18 protein-coding genes and 1 other RNA gene are annotated in these 17,442 nt (G+C 68.0%); 12 read left to right on the top strand and 7 right to left on the bottom strand.

Features of this window, described 5'->3' with window-relative positions; all coding sequences use genetic code 11:
* The first annotated feature begins 162 nt into the window (after nucleotides 1-162).
* Nucleotides 163-585 carry a hypothetical protein gene (locus Y590_RS12355; RefSeq protein WP_144439970.1) on the top strand — a complete coding sequence of 141 codons (423 nt, stop codon included), beginning with the start codon at nucleotides 163-165 and terminating at the stop codon, nucleotides 583-585.
* A gap of 457 nt (nucleotides 586-1,042) precedes the next feature.
* Nucleotides 1,043-1,528 (top strand): MmcB family DNA repair protein, encoded by a 486-nt coding sequence (locus Y590_RS12350; RefSeq protein ID WP_060770099.1) that lies wholly within the window; start codon nucleotides 1,043-1,045, stop codon nucleotides 1,526-1,528.
* Here Y590_RS12350 and Y590_RS12345 read toward each other — a convergent pair.
* Genes Y590_RS12345 through fumC form a run of 3 tightly spaced genes read right to left on the bottom strand, consistent with a single transcriptional unit; the run spans nucleotide 1,451 to nucleotide 3,426 of the window.
* Nucleotides 1,451-1,762 (bottom strand): ribbon-helix-helix domain-containing protein, encoded by a 312-nt coding sequence (locus tag Y590_RS12345; RefSeq protein WP_060770098.1) that lies wholly within the window; start codon nucleotides 1,760-1,762, stop codon nucleotides 1,451-1,453. The genes Y590_RS12350 and Y590_RS12345 overlap by 78 nt on opposite strands.
* Nucleotides 1,759-1,947: a DUF4169 family protein gene (locus Y590_RS12340; protein WP_060770097.1), complete on the bottom strand. Its 189-nt coding sequence runs from the start codon at nucleotides 1,945-1,947 to the stop codon at nucleotides 1,759-1,761. Before Y590_RS12340 ends, Y590_RS12345 begins: the two co-directional genes overlap by 4 nt.
* A gap of 60 nt (nucleotides 1,948-2,007) precedes the next feature.
* Nucleotides 2,008-3,426, bottom strand: coding sequence for a class II fumarate hydratase (gene fumC, locus Y590_RS12335; RefSeq protein ID WP_060770096.1), 1,419 nt, complete (start codon nucleotides 3,424-3,426; stop codon nucleotides 2,008-2,010).
* Between the two features lie 125 nt (nucleotides 3,427-3,551).
* On the opposite strand from fumC, the gene Y590_RS12330 reads away from it, so the two are divergent.
* Entirely contained in the window at nucleotides 3,552-4,952 is a 1,401-nt protein-coding gene (locus Y590_RS12330) for a cytochrome P450 (RefSeq protein ID WP_060770095.1), read from the top strand.
* Nucleotides 4,953-4,998: 46 nt separating this feature from the next.
* Here Y590_RS12330 and Y590_RS12325 read toward each other — a convergent pair whose 3' ends face one another.
* Both Y590_RS12325 and ssrA read right to left on the bottom strand, forming a co-directional pair.
* Complete coding sequence (locus tag Y590_RS12325; protein WP_060770094.1) at nucleotides 4,999-5,652, bottom strand: SspB family protein; 654 nt, start codon at nucleotides 5,650-5,652, stop codon at nucleotides 4,999-5,001.
* 57 nt (nucleotides 5,653-5,709) lie between these two features.
* Nucleotides 5,710-6,086: a transfer-messenger RNA gene (gene ssrA, locus Y590_RS12320) on the bottom strand.
* A 42-nt stretch (nucleotides 6,087-6,128) separates the two neighbouring features.
* On the opposite strand from ssrA, the gene Y590_RS12315 reads away from it, so the two are divergent.
* The 6 genes from Y590_RS12315 to Y590_RS12290 all read left to right on the top strand — a co-directional run bounded on the left by Y590_RS12315 (nucleotide 6,129) and on the right by Y590_RS12290 (nucleotide 12,369).
* Complete coding sequence (locus Y590_RS12315) at nucleotides 6,129-6,956, top strand: CPBP family intramembrane glutamic endopeptidase (RefSeq protein WP_060772274.1); 828 nt, start codon at nucleotides 6,129-6,131, stop codon at nucleotides 6,954-6,956.
* Nucleotides 6,957-7,051: 95 nt separating this feature from the next.
* The gene (locus Y590_RS12310) at nucleotides 7,052-7,846 is read left to right on the top strand and encodes a thymidylate synthase (protein WP_060770093.1); all 795 of its coding nucleotides are present in this window, start codon (nucleotides 7,052-7,054) and stop codon (nucleotides 7,844-7,846) included.
* Nucleotides 7,846-8,346, top strand: coding sequence for a dihydrofolate reductase (locus tag Y590_RS12305; RefSeq protein WP_060770092.1), 501 nt, complete (start codon nucleotides 7,846-7,848; stop codon nucleotides 8,344-8,346). The genes Y590_RS12310 and Y590_RS12305 overlap by 1 nt, the downstream gene beginning before the upstream one ends.
* A 279-nt stretch (nucleotides 8,347-8,625) precedes the next feature.
* Complete coding sequence (hflK, locus tag Y590_RS12300; protein WP_060770091.1) at nucleotides 8,626-9,765, top strand: FtsH protease activity modulator HflK; 1,140 nt, start codon at nucleotides 8,626-8,628, stop codon at nucleotides 9,763-9,765.
* Nucleotides 9,762-10,724: a protease modulator HflC gene (gene hflC / locus Y590_RS12295; protein ID WP_060770090.1), complete on the top strand. Its 963-nt coding sequence runs from the start codon at nucleotides 9,762-9,764 to the stop codon at nucleotides 10,722-10,724. The genes hflK and hflC overlap by 4 nt, the downstream gene beginning before the upstream one ends.
* A 109-nt stretch (nucleotides 10,725-10,833) precedes the next feature.
* A complete protein-coding gene (locus Y590_RS12290) occupies nucleotides 10,834-12,369 on the top strand; it encodes a DegQ family serine endoprotease (RefSeq protein WP_060770089.1) in 1,536 nt (511 codons plus the stop codon).
* Between the two features lie 109 nt (nucleotides 12,370-12,478).
* Here Y590_RS12290 and serB read toward each other — a convergent pair whose 3' ends face one another.
* A complete protein-coding gene (serB, locus tag Y590_RS12285; protein WP_060770088.1) occupies nucleotides 12,479-13,375 on the bottom strand; it encodes a phosphoserine phosphatase SerB in 897 nt (298 codons plus the stop codon).
* A gap of 11 nt (nucleotides 13,376-13,386) precedes the next feature.
* On the opposite strand from serB, the gene miaA reads away from it, so the two are divergent.
* Nucleotides 13,387-14,340, top strand: coding sequence for a tRNA (adenosine(37)-N6)-dimethylallyltransferase MiaA (miaA, locus tag Y590_RS12280; RefSeq protein ID WP_060770087.1), 954 nt, complete (start codon nucleotides 13,387-13,389; stop codon nucleotides 14,338-14,340).
* On the opposite strand, the gene Y590_RS12275 is transcribed toward miaA, so the two are convergent.
* Nucleotides 14,318-15,184 carry an NAD(P)-dependent oxidoreductase gene (locus Y590_RS12275; RefSeq protein WP_060770086.1) on the bottom strand — a complete coding sequence of 289 codons (867 nt, stop codon included), beginning with the start codon at nucleotides 15,182-15,184 and terminating at the stop codon, nucleotides 14,318-14,320. The two genes, miaA and Y590_RS12275, sit on opposite strands and share 23 nt — an antisense overlap.
* Nucleotides 15,185-15,424: 240 nt before the next feature.
* On the opposite strand from Y590_RS12275, the gene Y590_RS12270 reads away from it, so the two are divergent.
* Complete coding sequence (locus Y590_RS12270) at nucleotides 15,425-16,621, top strand: GSCFA domain-containing protein (protein WP_060770085.1); 1,197 nt, start codon at nucleotides 15,425-15,427, stop codon at nucleotides 16,619-16,621.
* A complete protein-coding gene (locus tag Y590_RS12265) occupies nucleotides 16,522-17,442 on the top strand; it encodes a WcbI family polysaccharide biosynthesis putative acetyltransferase (protein ID WP_060770084.1) in 921 nt (306 codons plus the stop codon). The genes Y590_RS12270 and Y590_RS12265 overlap by 100 nt, the downstream gene beginning before the upstream one ends.

Here is a 17,442-nt window from a genome sequence, read left to right as displayed (position 1 = left end):
ATCCGGATGAAGACGAAGTTGATCCTGGGTAGCAACGGCTTCAATTCCGGGACACCTTCGGAGCTCGACTATGTGGCCGACCTATTCCAGGATCCCCGCATCTAGCGCCGAATCCACCGGCGCCCGCTGACACCCCTACGAACCAGAGCTATGAGCGAGGGCATGAAGAACCATGCTCTCGCTTTCGCGTTTCTGCTCCTCTCCACGGCTGCCCATGCCGAGGTCGAGGCTCCGGGTCCGTATACCCTTAAGCGCGCCCAGCCGGGCTGCCAGAGCCCCGCGGACTTCGATCGCATCATGCTGATGGCGACCAACCGCGGGAACGAGCTGGAGCGCGCCCGCGCCAAGCGTGCCTTCGCAGAGCTCGCCGAGGGGCCGACCGTCAGAGCCACGGAAGGCCGGCGCTGCCTCATGATCCCCAAGGGCACCGTGGTGACGGTCCACAAGCGCATAGGCCGCTACGACTGCGTGCGCTTCAAGGGACAGCCTCCGAGCTCCTACGACCGAACCTGCGTCTACACGAACGGCGTGACCAACTACGGCGCCCTGAGCACCGAGGGCATGGACTGGTATTGGCTCTACTGAGGCTCGGTCCAGGCTCCTGCAGGCCACGGTCCGGTGTCTCACGGCTGTCCCATGAGTGTCACCTCACCGTCCCCTCAAAACCCAATGCGGACTATCGAGATTGAGACAGCCTCTGTCCCATCACTGTCCCCTCGATGTCACCCAGATGTCTCATCGCTGTCCCGCCAAAACGCCAATGCGAACCGATTTTGCGGAACATGTCTCATCGACCCCCCTAGATGCCATAGAATTCGATATCGGACCTCCGCAAATGGACGTATGCGGAATCAGCAATGCGAACTATCGCTATGGAGAGTGGTTCGGGGACGATCCGTTTTACAAGAGCTACTTCTCGGGCGAGCCGTGACCTGATGTCGGCGACTGCGCCGTGCGGCAAAGCGGCCGGTGACACCGAGGTGATCGCGCTGGCAGGATGCGCGGACTCGATTCGGCCTCATCCGCAAGCCAACGCCCCGGCATGTCCACAGCCCTCGCCCACATCGTCCTGCCGCCGGACCGGCGCCAGTCACCGACCGCGCTCAATATCCAGCGCGGGGTCCGACGCCTGCTCGCCGAAATGGGCTGCGTGAGCCTGCCGGAATTCTCGCTCGCCAACGGGCGCCGCGCCGACGTGATCGCGCTCTGCGGCGCCGGACGGCTCACCATCGTCGAGATCAAATCGAGCGTCGCCGACTTTCGCGCCGACCGGAAATGGCCGGATTACCGCGACTATTGCGACCGCTTCTTCTTCGCGATCCCCGAGACGGTGCCGGAATCGCTGATCCCGGAGGAATGCGGCCTCATCGTCGCCGATTCTTTCGGCGCGGCGATCCTGCGTGAGCCGCCGGACCATCCGCTGAGCCCGGCCCGGCGCAAGTCGGTCACCCTACGCTTCGCCCACTCCGCCGCCGGCCTCCTGCACGCTCTGGCCGATCCCGGCGCGATTCGCGAGGGGGCCCTCTGAAGGCGCGCGCTCGTCACGAAACACGCCGAGCACGAACACCCGGATCGCCGAGGAGAGGTTGCGCGCGCCGCGCTCGGAATCGATGGCGCCGATCAGCGCCTGCACCGATTGCCCGCGCCCCTGCGCGATTTCTTGAAGCGCAGTCCAGAACTCCGCTTCCAGCGAGACGCTGGTGCGGTGGCCCGCGATCATCACCGAGCGTTTCGCGTTCTCCCGCAGGGGCGCGCGCGTCATTCCTTGTCGGGATCGGCGAGGCGGTGCCCCTCGTGGCGGGACTGCTCGATCGCCTTGCGCGTCTCGGCCAGCGTCTTCGCCTTTTTCGGCCGGCCGAACAGGATGCGGTTCTCCGCGGCCTTGGCCTCTTTGCCCGCCTTCTCACGGTCCTTGCGCACTTGGCGCAGGTTGATGATCTCGGCCACCGTGTCAGCCCTCCGGACGACCCGGCGCGGAGAGTCCGCGCCGGGAAGCGAAACTAGCGCTTATTCCGCGCTGGGCGCCAGCATGGTTTCGGGGCGCACGACCCGCTCGAACTCCTCGTCCGTCACGTAGCCGAGCCGCAGCGCCTCCTCCTTCAGGGTGGTGCCGTTCTTGTGCGCGGTCTTGGCGATCTCGGCGGCCTTGTCGTAGCCGATCGAGGGAGCGAGTGCCGTCACCAGCATGAGCGAGCGGCTCATCAGGTCGCTGATCCGGTCGGTGTTGGCCTTGATGCCGACGACGCAGTTGTCGGTGAAGCTGACCGAGGCGTCGGCCAGAATCCGCACCGATTGCAGGACCGCGTTGGCGATCACCGGCTTGAACACGTTGAGCTCGAAATGACCCTGTGAGCCGGCAAAGCTCACCGTGGTGCCGTTGCCGATCACCTGCGCGCAGACCATCGTCAGCGCCTCGCACTGGGTCGGGTTGACCTTGCCCGGCATGATCGACGAGCCGGGCTCGTTCTCCGGCAGCGACAATTCGCCGAGGCCCGAGCGCGGTCCGGAGCCCAGCAGGCGGATGTCGTTGGCGATCTTGAACAGGCCCGAGGCCAAAGCCGTCAGCGCGCCCTGGAGGAAGACGAGGGCGTCGTGGGTGGCGAGCGCCTCGAACTTGTTTTCGGCCGAGGTGAAGGGCAGCCCGGTCAGCTCGGCGACCTTGGCCGCGAACCGCTCCGCGAATTCGGGATGCGCGTTGAGGCCGGTGCCGACGGCCGTGCCGCCCTGCGCCAGCGCCAGCACTCCGGGAAGCGTGGCGGCGATGCGCGCGCCGCCGAGCGCGACCTGCGCGGCGTAGCCGGAGAATTCCTGGCCGAGCGACACCGGCGTCGCGTCCTGAAGGTGGGTGCGGCCGATCTTGACGATGCTCTCGAACTCCTGGGCCTTGGCGTCGAGCACGGTGTGCAGGTGGGAGAGCGCCGGCAGCAGCCGCTCGTGGACCTCGCGGGTGACCGCGATGTGCATGGCGGTGGGAAAGGTGTCGTTCGAGGATTGGCTGCGGTTGCAGTGATCGTTGGGGTGGACCGGCGACTTGCCGCCGCGCTTGCCCCCAAGCCGCTCGTTGGCGAGGCTCGCGATCACCTCGTTGGCGTTCATGTTGGACTGCGTGCCCGAGCCCGTCTGCCACACCACCAGCGGGAACTCGTCGTCGTGCTGTCCGGCGACGACTTCGGCGGCGGATTCGGCGATCGCGTCGGCGATCTTCGGATCGAGGCCGCCGAGATCCTTGTTCACCAGCGCGGCGGCCTGCTTGACGGTGCCGAGCGCGTGGACGAGCGGTGCCGGCTGGCGCTCGGTGCCGATCTTGAAGTTCTGGATCGAGCGCTGCGTCTGGGCGCCCCAGTAGCGGTGGGCGGGCACTTCGATCGGGCCGAAGGTATCGGACTCGGTGCGCGTCTCGACGGAAGGGTTCTCGTGCGGCGACATCGTGGCCTCTTCGTTGGCTCGGATGCGGCCCTACTTAACGAAGCACGATGACAAGCGCGATGCCGGCCCGGAACGGGGGATGACGCATCGTGCACTCCGTTACCGCCGAGGTTGTTCGCCTGCCGATGCTGGATACGCTGCCCCTCGCGCCTCCGACGGACACACCGCTTTTCCGGCCCAAGGTACCGCCGCCGCTCACGCGGCCGCTCGGTCTCTTCGCCTTCCTGAAAAAGGTGCGCGAGAACCCGATCGCCACCTGGATGGACGTGCATTTCGAGGAATTCGTCGTCGCGGGCGAGACGGCGATGGGACGCATCACCGTCGTGAGCGACCCGGCCCTGGTGCGCTACCTGCTGGTGGAGCGCGCCGCTCACTACCGCAAGGACGACCTGCAGAAGCGCGTGCTGGCGCCGGGCCTCGGCAACGGCCTGCTCACGGCGGAAGGCGACGAGTGGCGGCTTCAGCGTCGCACGCTGGCGCCGATTTTTTCCGCACGCCATGTCGCCGGCTTCGTCGCGCAGATGGAAGCCGCCGGCGCACGGCTCGGCCGGCGGCTGGCCCGGCGCGACGGCGCCACGGTCGATATCGCCCTGGAGATGACCCGCGCCACGCTCGACGTGCTGGAGCAGACGATCTTCACGCAAGGCCTGCCCGGCGATCCCGACGCGCTCGGGCGCGCGATCACCCGCCTGCTCGAATCGATCGGACCGATCGACCCCCTCGACGTGTTCGGCTTCCCCGCCTTCGTGCCGCGGCTCGGCCGGCTGCGAGCCCGGCCGGCGCTGCGGTTCTTCGCCGAGGTGGTCGACACGCTCCTCAATGAGCGCAAGGCCGCGCTCGCCCGCGGCGAGGCCCCCCATGACCTGATGACCCTGCTGCTCGCGGCTCAGGACCCGGAGACCGGTCGCGGCCTTTCCGACCTCGAGGTGAAGGCCAACATCGTCACCTTCATTGCCGCCGGCCACGAGACCACGGCCAACGCCCTGACATGGGCGCTCTACTGCCTGTCGCAGGACGAGGCGGCGCGCGCCCGCGTGGAAGCGGAGGTCGATGCCGCCGCGGGACCGGACGGCGCGCTGCAACTCGACCGGCTGCCCTTCACCAAGGCAGTGATGGAGGAGACGATGCGGCTCTTCCCGCCGGTGCCGTTCCTCAGCCGCCAGGCACTCCGCGAGGACCGGATCGGGCGGGTGAAGATTCCGCGCAACTCGACCGTCATCATCGCGCCCTGGGTGATGCACCGGCACCGCAAGCTGTGGGAGGAGCCGGATGCCTTCATCCCCGAGCGCTTCCTCGGGGAGCGGCGCGACCGCGTCGAACGCTTCGCCTACCTGCCGTTCGGAGCGGGTCCGCGGGTCTGCATCGGCCAGAGCTTTTCTGTTCAGGAAGCGACGCTGGTGCTGGCCCACGTCGCGCGCGCGGTGCGGCTCACCTTGCCGGCGGATCATCCGCCGGTGACGCCGCTCCACCGCGTCACGCTGCGGCCGAAGGAAGGCCTGCGGATGCTGGCCCAGCGGCGCGCCTGATGCGGGCGACCGCTCCCCCGCAGGAGGAGCGGTCGTGCGGAAAAAATCAGTTTTTCTTACGGAAGGCGTCGAGGCTCACGACCTCTGCGGTGCCGTCGCGATCGGTCTTCTCGGCGGCCTCGGGCTTGGCCTCTGTGCCGTCCTCGGGCTTGCTGTCCGGCTTGAGATCCGTCTTCGCCTTACCCGCGGCGGGGAGGGCCGGAACGATCTTCGGGCCGTTCTGCACCGTGGCGAGACCGGTACTCTTCGGCTTGATCTCGGCAGGCTCGGAGGCCGCCCCGCGCGGACCAGCCTTGATCGGAGCGCTCGGCTGCGTCTCTTCCGCCTGCTCGCCCTCGGCGCCTTCGTTGAGATCGAATTTGAGGCCGAACTGCACGGAAGGGTCGAAGAAGCCCGACAGCGCGTCGAACGGGATTAGAAGCCGCTCGGGCACGCCGGAGAAGGACAGGCCGACCTCGAAGCTGTGCTCGGTGACGCCGAGATCCCAGAACTGATGCTGCAGAACGATCGTCATGTCCTGCGGGTACTTCTCGCGCAGGCGCTGCGACATGCGCACGCCCGGCGCCTCGGTGCGGAACGAAATGTAGAAGTGGTGCTCGCCGGAAAGCCCCTCGCGGGCGGCATCGGTCAGCACCTTGCGCACGACGCCGCGCAGGGCGTCCTGAACCAGGAGATCGTAACGGATCAGATCTTCGGCCATCGGCGCTCGCTTCACCGGTCACGGCCGGGATTGGGCTGCGCCGGGTCGTGGAAATTGAGTGGAGGTTTCTGTTGCCAGGTACCTCCGAACCCCGCCTATGCGGTGCTACCCGCTAGGACTTTAGGTCGGTTTTTGGCACCGCTTACGCGGCGACAGCCACCGGAGCAAAGTTGTCGTTGGCAACTATTGCAAAGGCCCGATAACGGCGGAACCATGCCGAGCGAAAGCTCACCCTTTACGCCCTCGTCGATCCTATTTCGCCCCCGCCGGAACCCAACACATTCGGCCGTGCGGCCATCGGTCCTGGGTTCGGGTGGAGGCGCCGGGTACCGCCCCCGGGTCCGATAGGTTTATTGCGAAGAACGTTTATCGCCATAGCCGGCCTTGCGACCGGCAAGGCGAATATAGAGAGGCCGACGGCGGTTTTGAAGAGCGATCCGCGCTCAGACCCGCTCTGCGTTGCGAGCGTGGCCGATATGCCGCCCGTCGCCGCCGATGCACGCCCGCCGAGGCTGCCCCAGGACCGGATTTCGGCGGGGATTTTCTGGCTCGGCCGGGTGCTGCTGCTCATCGCCGTCCCGCTCGCCATCCTGCTCCTGGCGAGCGGGCTCGCCCTCGTCATCGTCCGCGTCGGCGGCGACCTGCGGCTCGGGATCGATCCCCTTACGAGCACCGCTTCGCGCCCGCGGCTGCCGCTCGCCGAGATCGCCGGGCGCGGCGTCGTGATGGATGCCCTGCGGCAGGTTGTGATGGCGCTGCTCGTGGTCGGGCTCGCCGCCTGGGCCGGCGGCGGCGACTGGCGCCGGCGGCTCGGACTGGCACGCCCCGTCGAGCCACGGGCGCCGATGCGGCGGCTCTGGCTGCTGCTGCCGCTGTGGCCGCTGATCCACATCACCTGGGTGACGACCACCGCGGCGGCGCTCCACATGAATTTCGGAAACGGGGTCCGCCTTTCACCCTTCCTCGGCCCGGCGATGCTCTGGCTGTGGTTCGCCTTCGTGGTGCTGCTGGCACCGATTGCCGAGGAATTGCTGCTCCGAGGCGAGACCTTCGCCCGGGCGAGCGCCTTCCTCGGTCCGGCGGGGACGATCGTGGCGACCGCCCTCCTGTTCTGCCTCGCCCACGTTTCCCTCGATCCCGGTGCCAAGGGCGCGCTCGCCCGGCCGCTGACCCTGCTGCCGCTGGCCATCACGCTCGGCTGGCTGCGCTGGCGCACCGGCCGGCTCTGGGCCTGCATCCTGCTCCACGGCTGGAGCAACTTCTGTCTGCTCGCCTACCAGCTCGGCCCGAGCCTCCTCCGGTAGGAGCCGATCCCGCGTAACCAAGACACCGGGAAAAGCGGGACGGCGGAGGCGCCCGACTCGACATCGGCCCGGACGCCCGGCAGACCTGAGCGGCCATGCGCGCGTATCACGATCTGCTCACCCGCATCCTGTCCGAGGGCGTCCGCAAGGAGGACCGCACCGGCACGGGCACGCTCTCGGTGTTCGGCCACCAGATGCGGTTCGATCTGTCCGAGGGATTCCCTCTGGTGACGACGAAGCAGCTTCACCTGCGCTCGATCGTCCACGAACTGCTGTGGTTCCTCAAGGGCGACACCAACGTCGCCTATCTGAGAGAGAACGGCGTCACGATCTGGGACGAGTGGGCCGACGCCAACGGCGATCTCGGCCCCGTCTACGGCCGGCAATGGCGCTCCTGGGCCAAGCCCGACGGCGGCACCGTCGATCAGATCGCCTGGATTCTCGACGAGATCGCCCGCAACCCGGATTCGCGCCGCCTCATCGTCTCCGCCTGGAACCCGGCCGATCTCGACCGGATGGCGCTCGCTCCCTGCCACTGCCTGTTCCAGTTCTACGTGGCCGAGGGCCGGCTGTCCTGCCAGCTCTATCAGCGCTCGGCCGACGCCTTCCTCGGCGTGCCGTTCAACATCGCGAGCTACGCCCTGCTCACCGCGATGATGGCGCAGGTGACCGGGCTCCAGCCCGGCGATTTCGTCCACACCTTCGGCGACGCGCATCTCTACGCCAACCACCTGGATCAGGCCCGCCTTCAGCTCTCCCGCGCGCCGCGCCCCCTGCCCCGGCTGAGGCTGAATCCGGAGGTGCGCTCCCTGTTCGATTTCCGCTTCGAGGACATCGTGATCGAAGGCTACGAACCGCATCCCGCCATCAAGGCGCCGGTGGCCGTCTGATGGGGCCGCCGCGCGTCTCCCTCATCGCGGCCGTCGCCCGCAACGGCGTGATCGGCCGCGACAACGATCTCGTCTGGCGGATCTCCAGCGACTTGAAGCGCTTCAAGGCGCTGACCATGGGCAAGCCGATCCTCATGGGGCGCAAGACCTGGGACTCGATCGGCCGCCCCCTGCCCGGTCGGCGCAGCCTCGTCCTCACCCGCGACCGCGCCCTGAACCTTCCCGAGGTGACCGTCGTGCACGACTGGGACGAGGCGCTCGCCGCGGCCGGACGTGACGAGCTGATGGTGGTGGGGGGCGCCGAGATCTACCGGCTCGCCCTGCCCCATGCCGACCGGCTGCACCTCACCGAGGTCGATGCGGCGCCGGAGGGCGACGCGTACTTCCCGCCCTTCGACCGCGCGGCCTTCCGCGAGACGCTGCGCGAGGCCCACGGCCCCGGCGAGCGCGACGAATTCGCCTTCCAATTCGTCGATCTGGAGCGGCTGGAGGGTCGTTGAGCAGCCATCAGGCGCTTTGGCCGCAGGGGCGGGCGAAGTTTCTGGGCCGAAGCGGACGTTGCGGTTGACGCGGTGCGGACCCACCTGCCAGCCTTGACAGGACCGCGCGGCGCCACTCAGGTGCGCAGCGTCCATGCGGCACCGCAAACGCGTTCTGGCGCTTGGGGAAACCGGCTTTTCCGGCCTCATGGCCGGAGGGCGGCCCGGGATCGGATCGGGTTTAGGTCGAGGGTCTTCCGCATCCGCGGGGGCCGGCTTCAGCAGGAGTTCACGTCGAGAATGCCTTGGAGCAATCAGAGCGGCGGCGGAGGTGGCCCCTGGGGCCGTCCCGGCGGCGGCAATGGCGGCGGCCCCTGGGGTGGCGGGGGTGGCGGCAAGACGCCCCCCGATCTCGAGGATCTGCTCCGGCGCGGCCAGGATCGACTCCGCGGCGTGATGCCGGGCGGAGGCTTCGGCGGCGGCAAGGGGATCCTCGTGGCGGCGGGCCTCGTGCTCGGCGCGTGGCTGCTGACCGGCTTCTACATCGTGAAGCCCAACGAGGTCGGCATCAACACGATCTTCGGGCGCTACACCGGCCAGTCCGGCGAGGGCCTGCGCTACAACTTCCCTTACCCGATCGGCTCGGTGCAGAAGCCCAACGTCGGCATCGTGAACTCGATTCCGATCGGCTACATCAACGCCGGCAACACCACCCGCCAGCGCGACGTGCCGGAAGAGAGCCTGATGCTCACCGGCGACGAGAACATCGTCGATATCGATTTCGAGGTGCAGTGGCGCGTCAATCCGCTCAAGGCGGAGGACTACGTCTTCAACCTCGCCAACCCGGACGGGACGATCAAGGCCATCGCCGAGAGCGCGATGCGCGAGGTCATCGGCCGCCGCAATATCCAGGCGATCCTGACCAACGAGCAGTCGAGCATCGCCCAGGAGGTCAAAGAGATCGTCCAGGGCGCGCTCGACGAGTACGGCGCGGGCGTGCGGATCGAGGTCGTGCAGCTCACCAGCGTCACCCCTCCGCCCGAGGTGCGGCCCGCCTTCATCGACGTGAACGCGGCCCAGCAATACGCCCAGCAGGTGCGCAACGAGGCCGAGACCTACGCCAGCCGCGTGGTGCCCGAGGCCCGAGGCAACGCGAGCAAGGTCGTCCAGGCGGCCGAGGCCTACCGTTCGCAGGCGACCTCCGAGGCGACCGGTCAGGCCTCCCGCTTCCGGCAGGTCTACGATTCCTACAAGGTCGCGCCCGAGGTGATCCGCGAGCGGATCTTCCTCGAGACGATGGAGAAGGTGCTCGGCTCCGTGAACAAGGTCATTATCGACCAGAACGGCGGCGTGGCCGGCGCCAACAGCGCGGGCGTGCTGCCGGTGCTGCCGCTGATGGAGAACGGGCGGACGCAGACGAGCGGAGCGACGGGCCGATGAACAATCCAGCGATTCGGACAGGCCTGATCGTCATCGCGGCCGCGGTCGCGATCGGGCTCTACGCCTCGGTCTTCACCGTCGGGCAGATGCAGCAGGCGCTGGTGCTCCAGCTCGGCCGCGTGCGCGACGTGCTGAACCCGGTGGGCCAGAACAAGCCCGGCCTCTATTTCAAGGTGCCGTTCACCGACAGCGTCGTGCTGTTCGACAAGCGCGTGCTCGACCTCGACCTGCCGGTGCAGACTTTGCTCACCGCCGACCGGCAGAACCTCGAAGTGGACGCCTTCGTCCGCTACCGCATCGTCGATGCGCTGAAGTTCTATCAGTCGGTCGGCACGACCGCGCTGGCGAACCAGCGTCTGGCGAGCTTCACCAACTCGGCGCTGCGCAACGTCCTGGCCCGCACCAGCCGCGACGCCATCGTGCGGACCGAGCGCGCCGACCTGATGAACACGATCCAAGAGGACGTGAACAAGCAGGCCAAGGGGCTCGGCATCGAGATCGTCGATCTGCGCATGACCCGCGTCGACCTTCCCGCCAAGAACAGCCAGGCGGTCTACGATCGCATGACGTCGGAGCGGAAAAAGGAGGCCACCGACATCCGCGCCAACGGCGACCAGGCGGCGACGCTGATCCGCGCCAAGGCCGACCGCGACGTCGTCGTGATCCTGGCCGAAGCCAACCAGCAGCAGGAAGAGCTGCGCGGTCAGGGCGATGCGGACAGGAACCGCATCCTGGCGGAAGCCTTCGGGCAGGATGCCGACTTCTTCGCCTTCTACCGGTCGATGCAGGCCTACGAGCAGGCGCTGAAGGGTCAGGACACGCGGCTCGTGGTGAGCCCGAACTCGGACTTCTTCCGCTACTTCAACGATCCGCAGGGTCGTCGCCCGCAGGGTGCCCGCAGCGGCGGCACCGAGCCGACGGCCTCGGGTGCCGGCGCCACCACCGGCGCCGTGCGCTGAGCCTGCGGCCGATAGGACCATCCCGGCCGGCGCCCTTGATCAGGGATGCCGGCCGCCGAATTTATAAGCCGGCCTGAAACAGGCACGCTCGGAGCTTGAGGGAACGTCCATGAGAGTCGCCGCGAACGCCGTCCGGGGCCGAACGCCGTCGTTTGCCCGGCGCGCCTCATCGGCCCTGGCCGCCGCGGTGCTGGGCGTCAGCGTCACGGTCACTGCCCTGCCGATGCCCGCCTTCGCCCGTGGCCCGGAATCGCTCGCCGACCTCGCCGAGAAGGTGACGGATGCCGTGGTGAACATCTCGGCCTCGACCACGGTGGAGGCCAGCAACCGCGGCGGCCGCAACCTGCCGCAGCTGCCTCAGGGCACGCCGTTCGAGGACCTGTTCGAGGAATTCTTCAAGCGGCGCGGCCAGGGCGCGCCGAAGGGCGACGAGGACAGCCCGCGCGGTCCCACGCGCAAGTCGAACTCGCTGGGCTCCGGCTTCATCATCGATGCGTCGGGCATCGTCGTGACCAACAACCACGTCATCGGCGACGCCAACGACATCCAGGTCATCCTGCACGACGGCACCAAGCTGAAGGCGGAGATCATCGGCAAGGATTCGAAGATCGACCTCGCCCTGCTCCGGGTGAAGCCCACCGCCGACCGCCCGCTCAAGGCCGTGCCGTTCGGCGATTCCGACAAGATGCGCCCGGGCGACTGGGTGATGGCGATCGGCAACCCGTTCGGCCTCGGCGGCTCGGTCTCCGCCGGCATCGTCTCGGCACGCGGCCGCAACATCGAGTCCGGCCCCTACGACAACTACATCCAGACGGATGCGGCCATCAACAAGGGCAATTCGGGTGGCCCGCTGTTCAACATGGACGGCGAGGTGATCGGCATCAACACCGCGATCCTCTCGCCCTCGGGCGGCTCGGTCGGCATCGGCTTCGCGGTGCCGTCGGGCACGGCGAGCCAAGTCGTCGATCAGCTCCGGCAGTTCGGCGAGGTCCGCCGCGGCTGGCTCGGCGTGCGCATCCAGAACGTCGACGAGGCCACCGCCGAGGCGCTCGGCCTCAAGGGCGGCGCCAAGGGCGCGCTGGTGGCCGGCGTCGATGAGAAGGGCCCGGCCAAGACCGCCGGGCTCGAAGTCGGCGACGTCATCGTCAAGTTCAACGGCGTGCCCGTGAAGTCTTCGAGCGAACTGCCGCGCATCGTCGCCGCGACCCCGGTCGGCAAGACCGTCGATGTCCAGATCGTGCGCAAGGGCGAGGAGCAGACGAAGTCCGTCCTGCTCGGCCGCCTCGAGGACGGCGAAAAGACCCAGGTCGCCAACGTCAAGCAGCCGGAGGCGGAATCCGTCAACCGCCAGATCCTCGGCCTCAACCTCTCCGGCCTCAACGACGAGGCGCGCCGCCGCTACGGCATCAAGGAGAGCGTGAAGAGCGGCGTGGTCGTCACCAAGGTCGATCCGAACTCGACCGCCGCCGACAAGCGCATCCAGCCCGGCGAGGTCATCGTCGAGGTCGGGCAGGAGGCGGTCGCGAACCCGGCCGACGTGACGAAGCGCGTCGAGGCGCTCAAGAAGGAAGGCCGCAAGTCGGTGCTGCTGCTGGTCGCCAGTGCCAGCGGCGACGTGCGCTTCGTGGCGATCGGGCTGGAGTAAGCGGCGACCCGATCGACGCCTTTACCATCCTCTCTTCCCGAACCGGGGGAGAGGGGATGGGTACGCGGTCGGGCTGCGTCACGAAGCTTCGGGCTGTGGTCGGAAGAATCTAGGCAACGAACTCTGCGGCCGAGAAACCCTGAAGGTAGAGCAGCGCGGTCAGGTCGCCGTGTTCGATTCGCACCTGCGCCGCCTGCGCCACCTTCGGTTTGGCGCGAAAGGCGACACCGAGCCCGGCCTCTCCGAGCATCGGCAGGTCGTTCGCCCCGTCACCCACGGCGATCGTCTCCGCGCCACTCAAGCCCAACCGCTCGCGCAGTTCGATGAGGCTCGCGCGCTTGGCCTCCGCGCCGACGATCGGCTCGACCACCCGTCCCGTCAGGTGTCCGTCCGCCACATCGAGGCGGTTGGCGCGGGTTTCGTCAAAACCGAGACGGGTGCCGATGGGGCCGGTGAACAGGGTGAAGCCGCCCGAGACAAGGCAGGTGAAAGCGCCATGCGCCCGCATCGTCGCGACGAGGGTGCCGCCGCCCGGTGTGAGGCGGATGGCGTCGCGGATCAGACCGTCGATCACGCCGACGGATAGGCCTTTCAGCAGGCCCACCCGCTCGCGCAGGGCCGGCTCGAAGGCGACCTCGCCGCGCATGGCCCGCTCGGTGATCGCCGCCACCTGATCCTTGATGCCGACGACGTCGGCGAGTTCGTCGATGCATTCCTGCTCGATCATGGTCGAGTCCATGTCGGCGAGGAACAGCCGCTTGCGGCGGTGCTGATCGTGGGGGAGCACGGCAACGTCGATCGGTTCGGAGCCGAACGCCGCGCGCAGGGCCTCGGTGAGAGCCGGCGCGTCGTCGGGCGTGCCCGGCACCAGAAGTTCGGCCGCGACCTCACCATGGAGCGTTCGCGGTTGATGCTCCGTCCGCGTGACGCGGCGCGCCTCGGCGAGCACCGCATCGGTGATGGCGGGCCGAGCGGGGTTTGCTATCAGCGTCGCGACGAGGGTCATGGAGATGTGCCGTGCGGAGTCCGGACGGGCAGGAAACAGGGCGTCCGGCTGCCATCCTCATTGCAGGGCCCACCGCGTCGGGCAAGTCAGCGCTGGGCTTGCGGATCGCGCGCGCCTTCGGCGGCACGGTGATCAATACCGATTCGATGCAGGTCTACGCGGACCTGCGCGTGCTCTCGGCGCGGCCCTCCGCCGAGGAGGAAAGGCTGGCTCCCCATCTTCTCTACGGCCGCATCGACGGGGCGGTGAACTTCTCCGTCGGGCACTTCCAGCGGCACGCGGCCGCGCTTCTTTCGAAGATGGACGCGGGAACCCTGCCGGTCTTCGTCGGCGGCACCGGCCTCTACTTTCGCAGCCTCGACGAGGGCATCTCGGATCTGCCGGAGGTGCCCGACGACGTCCGGCACCGGATCCGAGCGGAGGCGGACGGACAGCCGACCGAGACGCTTCACGCCGCGCTCGCATTGCGCGATCCCGAGAGCGCCCAGCGGCTGCGGCCCTCGGACCGGATGCGCGTGATGCGGGCGCTCGAGATCCACGCGGCGACCGGCCGCTCCATCGGCTCGTTTCACGAGGTCCGTGTGCCGGGCCCGCTCGCCGGAAAGCCGATGCTGAAGCTCTTCCTCGCCACCGAGCGCGAGACGCTGCGCCAGCGTATCGACGCGCGCTTCGTGACGATGATGGAGCAAGGCGCCCTGGAAGAGGTCGCCGCGCTCCGGGAGCGGCATCTCGATCCGTTGCTACCGGTGATGCGCGCCCACGGCGTGCCGGGGCTGATCGCGCATCTCGATGGGACGATCTCCCGCGAAGAAGCGATCCAGCGTGGTCAGGGCGACACCCGCCGCTACGCGAAGCGCCAGTTCACGTGGTTCCGCCACCAGATGGGCGAGGATTGGCACTGGACCACGCCGGAGGAGGCGTGGTCCCTGGTGCAGACCCGGCTCAGCGCTCCAATCGGGCGATGAGGGACGAGGTGTCCCAGCGCTTGCCGCCCATGGCCTCGACCTCGGCGTAGAACTGATCGACCAGCGCCGTCACCGGCAACCGGGCGCCGTTGCGGCGCGACTCGGCGAGCAGGATGCCAAGATCCTTGCGCATCCACTCCACCGCGAAACCGAAATCGAATTTGTCCGCGTTCATGGTCCGGCCGCGATTCTCCATCTGCCAGGAGCCGGCCGCGCCCTTGGAGATCACGTCGAGCACGGCCTCTACATCGAGGCCGGCGCGCTTGCCGAAGTGGATCGCCTCCGAGAGCCCCTGCACCAACCCAGCAATGGCGATCTGATTGACCATCTTGGTCAGCTGGCCCGATCCGGAAGGCCCGAGCAGACGGCAGGACTTGGCGTAAGCCATGATGACCGGTTCGGCCTCGGCGTAGGTCGCCTCCTCGCCGCCGCACATCACGGTCAGCACGCCGTTTTCCGCGCCCGCCTGGCCGCCGGAGACCGGGGCGTCGATGAACCGAAGTCCGGCCGCGTCCGCCGCAGCGGACAGTTCGCGGGCGACCTCGGCCGAGGCGGTGGTGTGATCGACGAAGATCGCGCCCTTCTCCATGCCGGCGAAGGCGCCGTCCGCGCCGAGCACCACCGAACGCAAATCGTCGTCGTTGCCGACGCAGGCAAACACGATGGCGCATCCGGCCGCCGCCTCGCGAGGCGTTGCGGCGGCGTGGCCTCCGTTGCCGGCAACCCACGCCTCGGCCTTGGCAGCGGTGCGGTTGAAGACGGTGACGTCATGGCCCTTCCTCGCAAGGTGCCCCGCCATCGGCGAGCCCATCACGCCGAGGCCCAGGAACGCGACTTTCGCCATGGATTTGGTGTCTCCGGTATCCGATCGTCTCAGGGCGAGCTCTAGCCTCGCGCGCATGACATTCAAAATGCAAAGCGCAGCAGCGCGCGAGCGCTTTCCGATGAAGTGGACGCCGGCTCAGCGAAAGAATGCGCGTTGAAACGCCTTCCGAGAGACGCCGGCCTGATGCAACCCGGTTGGATACGGCTCGAGTGACGACCGTTGCCGCTGCGGAGCCGCTCAGCTAGGGTCCGCCCGCAGATGCAAGACCGCGCCCGAAACCCCTATACCGGTCTTGCCGACCACGCCTTCTGGGATCGCTCCGTCGGCTCGCTGCCGCTGTTCGCCCTCGACCCGATGGCCGGTCCGCCGATACCGGATGGGTTCCGTCTGACCCGGCAGACCCGGATCGCCACGGCGGGTAGCTGCTTTGCCCAGCACATCGCCGACAGACTCCAGGCGAGCGGCTACCATTACCTCGTCACGGAGGATGCACCCGAAGGCGTCACGACGGACGAAGCGCGTGCGCGCGGCTACCGCCTGTTCTCGGCGCGCTACGGCAACGTCTACACCGCGCGCCAGCTCCTGCAGCTCATCGAGCGGGCCTATGGCCGCTTCACCCCCGCCGATACCGTTTGGGAAAGAGCGGATGGGCGCTTCGCCGACCCGTTCCGGCCGCGCATCGAGCCTGCGGGCTTTGCTGGCCCCGAAGCGATCGAGGCGGAACGGCAAGCGCACTTCGCCCAGATGCGCCGGCTCTTCGAAAACCTCGACGTCTTCGTCTTCACCCTCGGCCTCACCGAGGGCTGGCAGGCAACGGCCGATGGGGCGGCTTTCCCGCTCTGCCCGGGCGTAGCCGCCGGCACCTTCGATTCGGAGGCCTACGTTTTTAGGAACCAGCCGGTCGAGGAAGTGATCGCGGATCTCTCCGCCTTCGCCGACGCCCTGAAAGCGGTCAATCCGAGGGCGCGCCTGATTCTAACGGTCTCGCCGGTGCCGCTTGTCGCGACCTATGAAGGGCGCCACGTGCTGCAATCGACCGTACACAGCAAGGCGGTGCTCCGGGTCGCCGCCCAGCGTCTCGCCGACACCCGCGACGATACGCTGTACTTCCCATCCTACGAGATCATCACCTCGCCCGAGGGCGCCTTCCGCTATCTCGAGAGCGATCTCAGGTCCGTCAGCAAGGACGGTGTCGATCATGTCATGCGGGTCTTTTTCCGCCATCTCACCGAGGGCGGGGACCACGACGCCCTCCCCGCTTCCAGCCGCAGCCTGCACGAGGCGCGCCATGAATTCGCCCGGCAGGCCGCCGTGGTCTGCGACGAGGAATTGCTGGCAGCCGGAGGCACGCGGCCGTGGCTAGGCGAATCGTCGTCGTCGGCAACAACTGCCAAGTCGCCGTCCTTGCGGGGTGCCTGGGGTTCCTTGCGCCGGATGCTGAGATCGCGTCGGTAGAGCCGGCGACGTTCTCGCAGTTCGACTCAAGTCCCGCGCGGCTGCTGGACGCGGTCCGGGACGCCGACCTGACCGTGTGCTTTCCATTCGAGGCCGGTCCGTTCGGCGAGGTGACGCCCGCGCGGATCTTCGAAACCGCTCGGTTCGTCGTGCCCGTCCCGACGATCGTGTTCCCGGCCTTCCACCCGGATATCGTCTACATCACCCACAAGGGCGGCCTGTTCGGCTCGCCGATGGGCGATTACCACTCGGCGCTGATCGTCTACGGTTTCGCCCGCGGCTTCTCGGCCGATGACATCGTCTCGCTGTTCCGGGCCGAAGTTTTTTCGCGCGTCGGCTATCTCGACGGCTGGTTTCCCAATCGCGACGCCCTGCTGGCGATGAGCCACGCGCACGGCTGCAACCTCGACCGCCTGTTCGCCGGGTGGATGCGCCGCGGCTGCTTCATGCACACGATCAATCACCCGAAGCTGTTCGTGCTCGCGGATCTCGCGCGCGACGCGCTTCACCGCGCCGAGATCCCGGCGCGATCGGCGGCCTGCGAGGATTACCTGCCCGATCCGCTCAGCGGCAGCATCTGGCCGGTCTATCCGGAGATCGCGGCTCGGCTCGGCGTCACCGGCAGCACGACCTTCAAGCCGCCGCTCGGCGGCCTGAACTTCCTCGTGGATGCCGCCCGCTGCATCGAGTTGCGGACGATGGTCGAGGGATCGCTGGCGATCTACGCGCACACGCCGAAGATCGCCACGCAGTGCGATCGCGTTCAGAATTGGCTCGCGAATCGGGAGATTCGCGACAGTCTCGTCCCGGTCGCGGGCTGA

Origin of the sequence: Methylobacterium sp. AMS5 (assembly GCF_001542815.1) — a bacterium.
Taxonomy (GTDB): Bacteria; Pseudomonadota; Alphaproteobacteria; order Rhizobiales; family Beijerinckiaceae; genus Methylobacterium.
This window is presented reverse-complemented; position numbering and strand designations above follow the sequence as displayed.